This is a genomic window from Alteromonas genovensis, from assembly GCF_010500895.1.
In the GTDB taxonomy this organism is placed as follows: Bacteria; Pseudomonadota; Gammaproteobacteria; order Enterobacterales; family Alteromonadaceae; genus Alteromonas; species Alteromonas genovensis.
The window spans coordinates 98,603-105,067 of record NZ_JAAAWO010000015.1 but is presented as its reverse complement, the minus strand read 5'-3'; the positions used below and the strand labels follow the sequence as shown (position 1 = coordinate 105,067).

Genomic DNA, 6,465 nt, shown 5'->3' with positions numbered 1-6,465 from the left:
AACGACCTCAAGGTATTCGAGTATGTGATGACCTGCCTTGATGAACTCAGTCGGCCCGACGCCGATATCGAGCAACTACTACCATGGCAATTTGCTAAGCGCTAGGTGAGATTGCCGGACGGATACGGTAGACTTTCGAAGTTCGGCCTTAGACAAGGAACGGACACTCAGGATTGAGCTTAACAAACATTCTTTTTGTGCCACACAAGAAGTGGCATTCCCTTTCAGTTCCTGAAACGCTAAGGATACTCGCAACGTATTGTTGAGGGGGATAAGTATTGCCACTTAAACTCCTTAACGGCACAGAGCAGCCTGGTATCTTGGTCAATTTATCTCTCCAAGAGCGCGAGACTGAACCCTGAATATCTATTGAATCCTGCGTTGATTTTGTATATGTTTGAATTATTGCCCCTATTCGAACTTACCTTCTTACAGGCGGCGGAATACTGTTGTCTGGCGTTCAATTTAATGTCGCGCTGGACTTATTGAGGTCAGTTTAGCTTTAAGCTGGAATTCACCTAAAATCTTTCTGGAATCGTTCTTCAAAGCCCAATAAATTCGTTACTTCTAATTTAGTTTTGAACTGGAACCCACAAAAACGGCTATCGCGGTCATGTAAGCAGTTAAAGTATACCTGGCTGCCAGCAGGTGCGGTTTCTGCCACTTGACTTAGCCTCGTACAGTGCCTGATCGGCCACCGACAAGTATGTACTAAAATCGATATCGAAGCAGTCTGATGTATAGCTAACCCCCGTGCTGATAGTAATATTGATTCGATCGTTTTTGTAAGCAAGTTGCGTAGCGTTTATAGCCTCTCTAAGATTTTCAAAGATGCTATTCACTTCATTAGGGGATTTGTTCACTAACACAATGGCGAATTCTTCACCGCCTAACCTAGCCACAACGCCATGCTCACTGCAAAAAGAGCGAGTGATTGATGCAACCTCCTTTAATGCATAGTCGCCGGCATCGTGCCCGTAGGTGTCGTTGACACTCTTAAAGTAATCTATGTCCATAATGGCTATGGCGACTTGCTGGTGAGTCTGGGAAATCTGATTACATTCGTCTAAGAAAGCTCGCCTATTCAACAAGCCGGTAAGGGAATCGGTCATCGCTAGCATACGCAGCTTTTCTTCTGCTTCTGCCCGTGCGGTTTCTAAATCAACCGCATAGAATAAACCTGCTAACGCATCTAAGAACGGCTGGAAAAACGCTGCATCTGACGCTTTGTAAAATTCAAACTTGTTGGCTAATCCAATCATACCCACAACTTCATCTTTAATCTTAATGGGAAGACCAAGAAAGCGGTTAATGCGAGGGTGACCTTTAGGCGTGCCTCTAGAGGCGGGGTGAGTTTTGGGGGTGTTGCTAATAATTACTTCACCCGTTGTAACGACTTTGCCAAACAAATTATCAAAGTTGGTGAAATACAGGTTTCGTTTTTTATACTCTGCGTATTGAGTAAAGCTAGCACTGTCCCACACAATATCTGAAATGGCATGAATGAAGAGTTTTGGCTCACTGTCTTTATCCTGCATTTGTGCAATAAAAGCAAACTGACTGTCTGATAGCTCAATTAACTCGGGGAGTACGGTTTGACAGGCCCGTGTAAGATCGTTGCTTTCTAAATAAGATGCGCGCGTCTTATTGATAAACTGCAGCAGCTGAGTTTTTTTCCTTTCATGAATTTCGCTCTCCATTCTTCCCGTAATATCACGGTGAATACCGGCTACTCTTAGCGGTTTCCCCATAGCGTCATTTTCAACAATTTTGCCGTAAGACTCCACCCACACCCAGTTACCATTGGCGTGCTTCATTCTAAACGTAGTATTAAATACGCTTGTCTTACCTCGCAAATGTTCATCCAGGTGGTGTTCAAATTGCACGAGATCAGCGGGATGAATAAGCTGCCGGGAATATCGATAGCTTGTATCGTAGTACTCATAATCGATGCCTACAATTTCGCACCATCGCCTGTTTACCTGATTCACATCCGCTTTTAAGTTCCAATCCCATGTTCCAAGCTCTGAAGCCTCCAAGAGCAGGCGCATTCGTTGATTGGTTTCGTTAAGCTTGTCCTCGACGTATTTTTGATCGCTGGTATCAAACAAAAACGCCTGCACCGAAAAAAGGCTTCCATTGTCGTTAAAACTGGCGGTGGAAATCATACTCACCCAAATAGTGCGAGTAGGCACAGACATTTTTAGCCGACAGACATGGGTTTCAACTCCTTCCATGTGTGCTTGCATCGCAAAAGTAAAATCAGCGTCTGACTCATCGCACATCAAATCAGTAAATTCGATCCTGCCTTCTAGTAAATCTGCCGCATCAGCGCCAATTACCGTGTGTGCGTTTTTAGAAATGTACGCTAACTTAAGGGAATTATCGAAATTCCACGTCGCAAGAACAATGGGGGACTTCTCGATTAGGCCGTGCTCACGTTTAAGCATTTCATGCTCTCGTGAGAGGCCAATGTGCTTACTCACTAGCAAGCCAATTCGCTTTAATAATGTGAGGTGTTTTTCGCCAATACTCCTTGGCTGTGAGTCGATGAGGCATACGGCGCCCACCGATTCGCCTTCAATATGAATAGGCGTTCCAGCATAAAATATAACTTCTTTACCGTCGACTACATTTTGCACATTACGGAAACGATCATCTTTCGTCGCATTGGAAATGAGTAAGGGCTCGCCGGACTCCACAACATGACTGCAAAACGCATTCTCACGAGGAATATACTTGATATCAGTACCATGACTCGCCTTTATCACTTCATCTTGCTTACCAACAATACCAATTAACGCAATGGGCACATCATAAGCTTCTGCCAATAATGTCATTAAATCGTCCAAATCAAGCGGAAGCTCGCTATTGAGCATCGTTGCATCGATAGTTGTGGAAAGCTTATTGTCCAAGGTTTTTCGCTCGTAAATAAAATCTAATATAAAAATAGTGAGATATACTTGAAACGCCAACTTAAAAATGATTACAAAACAATTTTTTAGCCAGAATTCTGACTTCTACAAACCCTATCTCTTTGACGGTACTGTAAAGGTCTCAATGCTCCATTAATACAATGCCTAATGATAAAGATACTAACAACGCTATTCATTATGGCGTTTTTTATCTAGCATAGCATTATTTACCATTCAGTTAATTTTCACCTATGGAACAGTCTTTACCGCTGGAGTTTTTACCTTTTAGCGATAATTTATCGCCTTACTTCGACTCGATAAATAGAGAATGGATAGAAACTATGTTTGTTCTTGAACCCGTTGATGAAGATGTTATTTCTCGCCCTAAAGAGTTTATTATTAATAACGGTGGCCACATCTGGTTCGCCAAACACCCAACCCTAGGTGTAATTGGGGCCTGCGCTTTGGCGAAAAAATCGGAAGGCGTTTTTGAGCTTACAAAAATGGGCGTGGCTTCTAATGCACGAGGCCTTAAAGTAGGCGAGCAGCTATTACAATATGTATTAACCTTAGCGCCCTCTATCGCTCACAACACCTTATTTTTACTCACCAATAAGCGCTGCGAGGCGGCCATTCACCTTTATTTAAAAAATGGATTTGAGCACTGCAAAGAAACAATGAACAAGTACGGAAGTGCCTACGAGCGCTGCAATGTGGCCATGCGTTATACAGGTAAAACATAACGCGAGGTTTAGCGTTATTGACTAGAACGTTTTTTCTGCGTGCAGTGTATAGGTTTAATGGTGTGAAATACTTAACACACTGTAAAGGCGGCCTTCCGGTAAGATTGGCTTTTGTGGCTTATAGCGCGAATCAGTCACTTACGTTAATGCTCAGTGTTACGCTGATTCGCTTGCATAAATTCAGCATAAAAGAAGACCTTACCGGTTTTGTGATACACTAATTGCGTTTTTATTTCATAGGATGACAGAATTCATGTCGTGGATGCGAAAAGCCTTTTTATCGGTATTTCATTATCCTGTTAAGTTGCTTGTTAAAGCACACAGTATTCCAGTGAACGTCGACTCTGAGCTTGGAATCGATAAAGAAAAGCCCATTGTCTATTTATTACCCACCAACTCGGTCACCGACCAGTTAGCGCTAAGAATGTCGACACAAGCGTTAGGACTGCCTAGTCCTACCGATACGCTGACTCTTGCGGGCAGAGAATACCCTTCCACCTTATTTTTAAGAAAAACGCAGCCACTTTTTCGCTCAGGTGGTGACAACACCGGCATTGAAGATGTTTTTACCGATTTGTTCCATTTACATCGCGACCACGAAAACCTAGACCTCCAGGTTGTGCCCGTATTCATCACTTGGGGAAGAACACCGGGTAAAGGCAAGCCGGGTTTAGGAGACTTAATTACTTACAAAGCGGCGCCAAGCTGGCTTCGAAAGTTATTTATTGTCTTGTTTTTAGGGCGCGATAACTTTGTCAATTATTCAAAAGCCGTCTCTGCTCGCACAATGGCCAATCAGCACGGCAGTGATCAAAGCATTGCGCAAAAACTTGTGAGAGTAGCGAGTACTCACTTTCACCGCAAACGCCAAAGTATGACTGGCCCCACATTGCTTGAGCGACAAGAGCTCAACAACAGCGTATTGGGCTCTGATGCCGTGCGTCGTGCCATGGCTGAAGAGTCTCGAGCGAAAAAGGTCTCACACGAGAAAGCCAAAGAACGGGCGCAGTCTTACATCACCGAAGTAGCTGCAGATTATCGTGAAGGCTTAATTCGCTTTGGTGACAGAATACTTACCCGAATTTGGAACAAGATTTATAACGGCATCAGCGTGGGTCACGCAGAGCGCATCCGCGAGCTTGCGGCTAATGGACACGAAATTATCTATGTGCCCTGCCATCGAAGCCATATGGACTACCTTTTGCTCACCTATGTTATTTATCACGAAGGCATGGTGACACCGCATATTGCCGCCGGCATTAACTTAAACTTCTGGCCAGTAGGTAAAATATTTCGCCGCTGCGGTGCGTTTTTCTTAAGACGTAGTTTTGCTGGAAATAAACTTTACACTGCCGTATTCAGAGAATACTTAGAGCTGTTGTTTAATAAAGGGTATTCGGTGAAATACTATCCCGAAGGCGGCCGAAGCCGCACGGGAAGGCTTATTCCACCTAAAACGGGCATGCTGGCAATGACCATTCAAGCGATGCTGAAAGGTGTAAATCGCCCGGTTAGCCTTGTACCCGTATACATTGGCTACGAAAACGTGATGGAAGTGAAAAGCTATTTGAATGAGCTGAAAGGCTCTAAAAAGAAAAAGGAATCGAACCTTCAAGTTTTCACCGCCATCAAAAAGCTTAAAAATTATGGCCATGGCTACGTAAACTTTGGCGAGCCAATTCAACTTAATCAGTTTTTAGAGTCTCACGTTCCAAATTGGCGAGAGTGCCGTGACGCCGAGCCGGAGAAAAAGCCAGCATGGTTAACGCCTGCAGTTAACGAACTGGCGAACGATGTGATGACCCGCATTAATAGAGCAGCAGCGCTTAACGGCATGGCGCTTATTTCGCTTTGCCTGTTGTCTTCGAAAACGCAAACCATGAGCGAAGCAGAGCTTAAGCAGGCGATGGGCGACTTTATTGACTTGTTCAAACAGGCCCCGTTTAGTAGTGATGCAACAATTCCCGAGGCGTCTACCGATGAATTGCTGAAAGACACGCTGAAACTTGGCCGATTTGACATACAAGATGACGATTACGGCAGACTAATAAGCCCGCAGCCTAAATCGGCTGTTTACTTAACCTACTACCGCAATAACATTTTGCACTTGTTCGCCATTCCTGGGCTCATAATGGCATCGGTTTTTGCTAAGAAAGGGATTAGTAAGAATAAGGTGTTTGAGCTTATTGCGTCACTTTATCCACTGCTGCAAAAAGAGCTTTTCCTTCACCTTTCTCAAGATGAAGCCCTTGCTCATACCGACGCACTTATCACAACATTGCTTAGCAACGGGCTATTGCGCGAGGTTGATAACGAGTTACTTCCTCCTGACGCACACTGTAAGCAATACCATTCTGCATGGCTGTTAAGCCGGTGTATGCAGGAGACCCTGCAGCGCTACGCTGTTGTACTGACCATATTGGATAAAGAAAAGTCTATCAGCAGAGGCGCACTTGAGAGAGAAAGTAAGAAAGTAGCAGAACGTCTTTCTGTTCTTTATGGGCTAAGCTCGCCAGAGTTTTATGATAAGAATGTATTATCAAGTTTTATCAATGCCTTAAAAGAAAACCACTGGTTAGACTCAGAAAAAGACGGCAGCTTGAAGTACTCCGAAGAATGCGAAGCCCTTCGTGAAGACGTAATGGCGCTCATTTGGCCTGAAATGATGCAACATCTTGAAAATGTTGCACTGAACTCAGACAAAGACTAGGGCGAGTTGATTTTGCTACACATTTTTGCAGCAATCTGTTTTATATAAAACAAAAGAGAGCCCTTATACTGCTCCAAGGTAAGCTCAGGCTTACGTA

At 44.0% G+C, this 6,465-nt stretch carries 3 protein-coding genes; 2 read left to right on the top strand and 1 reads right to left on the bottom strand.

Going from position 1 to position 6,465, the window contains the following annotated elements:
• Window positions 1-623: 623 nt before the first annotated feature.
• Window positions 624-2,915 (bottom strand): sensor domain-containing diguanylate cyclase, encoded by a 2,292-nt coding sequence (locus GTQ48_RS16460; protein ID WP_239060164.1) that lies wholly within the window; start codon window positions 2,913-2,915, stop codon window positions 624-626.
• A gap of 251 nt (window positions 2,916-3,166) precedes the next feature.
• On the opposite strand from GTQ48_RS16460, the gene GTQ48_RS16455 reads away from it, so the two are divergent.
• Together GTQ48_RS16455 and plsB are read left to right on the top strand one after the other, a co-directional pair.
• Window positions 3,167-3,658 carry a GNAT family N-acetyltransferase gene (locus tag GTQ48_RS16455; RefSeq protein ID WP_239060163.1) on the top strand — a complete coding sequence of 164 codons (492 nt, stop codon included), beginning with the start codon at window positions 3,167-3,169 and terminating at the stop codon, window positions 3,656-3,658.
• Between the two features lie 253 nt (window positions 3,659-3,911).
• The gene (gene plsB / locus GTQ48_RS16450) at window positions 3,912-6,368 is read left to right on the top strand and encodes a glycerol-3-phosphate 1-O-acyltransferase PlsB (protein WP_163107636.1); all 2,457 of its coding nucleotides are present in this window, start codon (window positions 3,912-3,914) and stop codon (window positions 6,366-6,368) included.
• The last annotated feature ends 97 nt before the right edge of the window (window positions 6,369-6,465 follow it).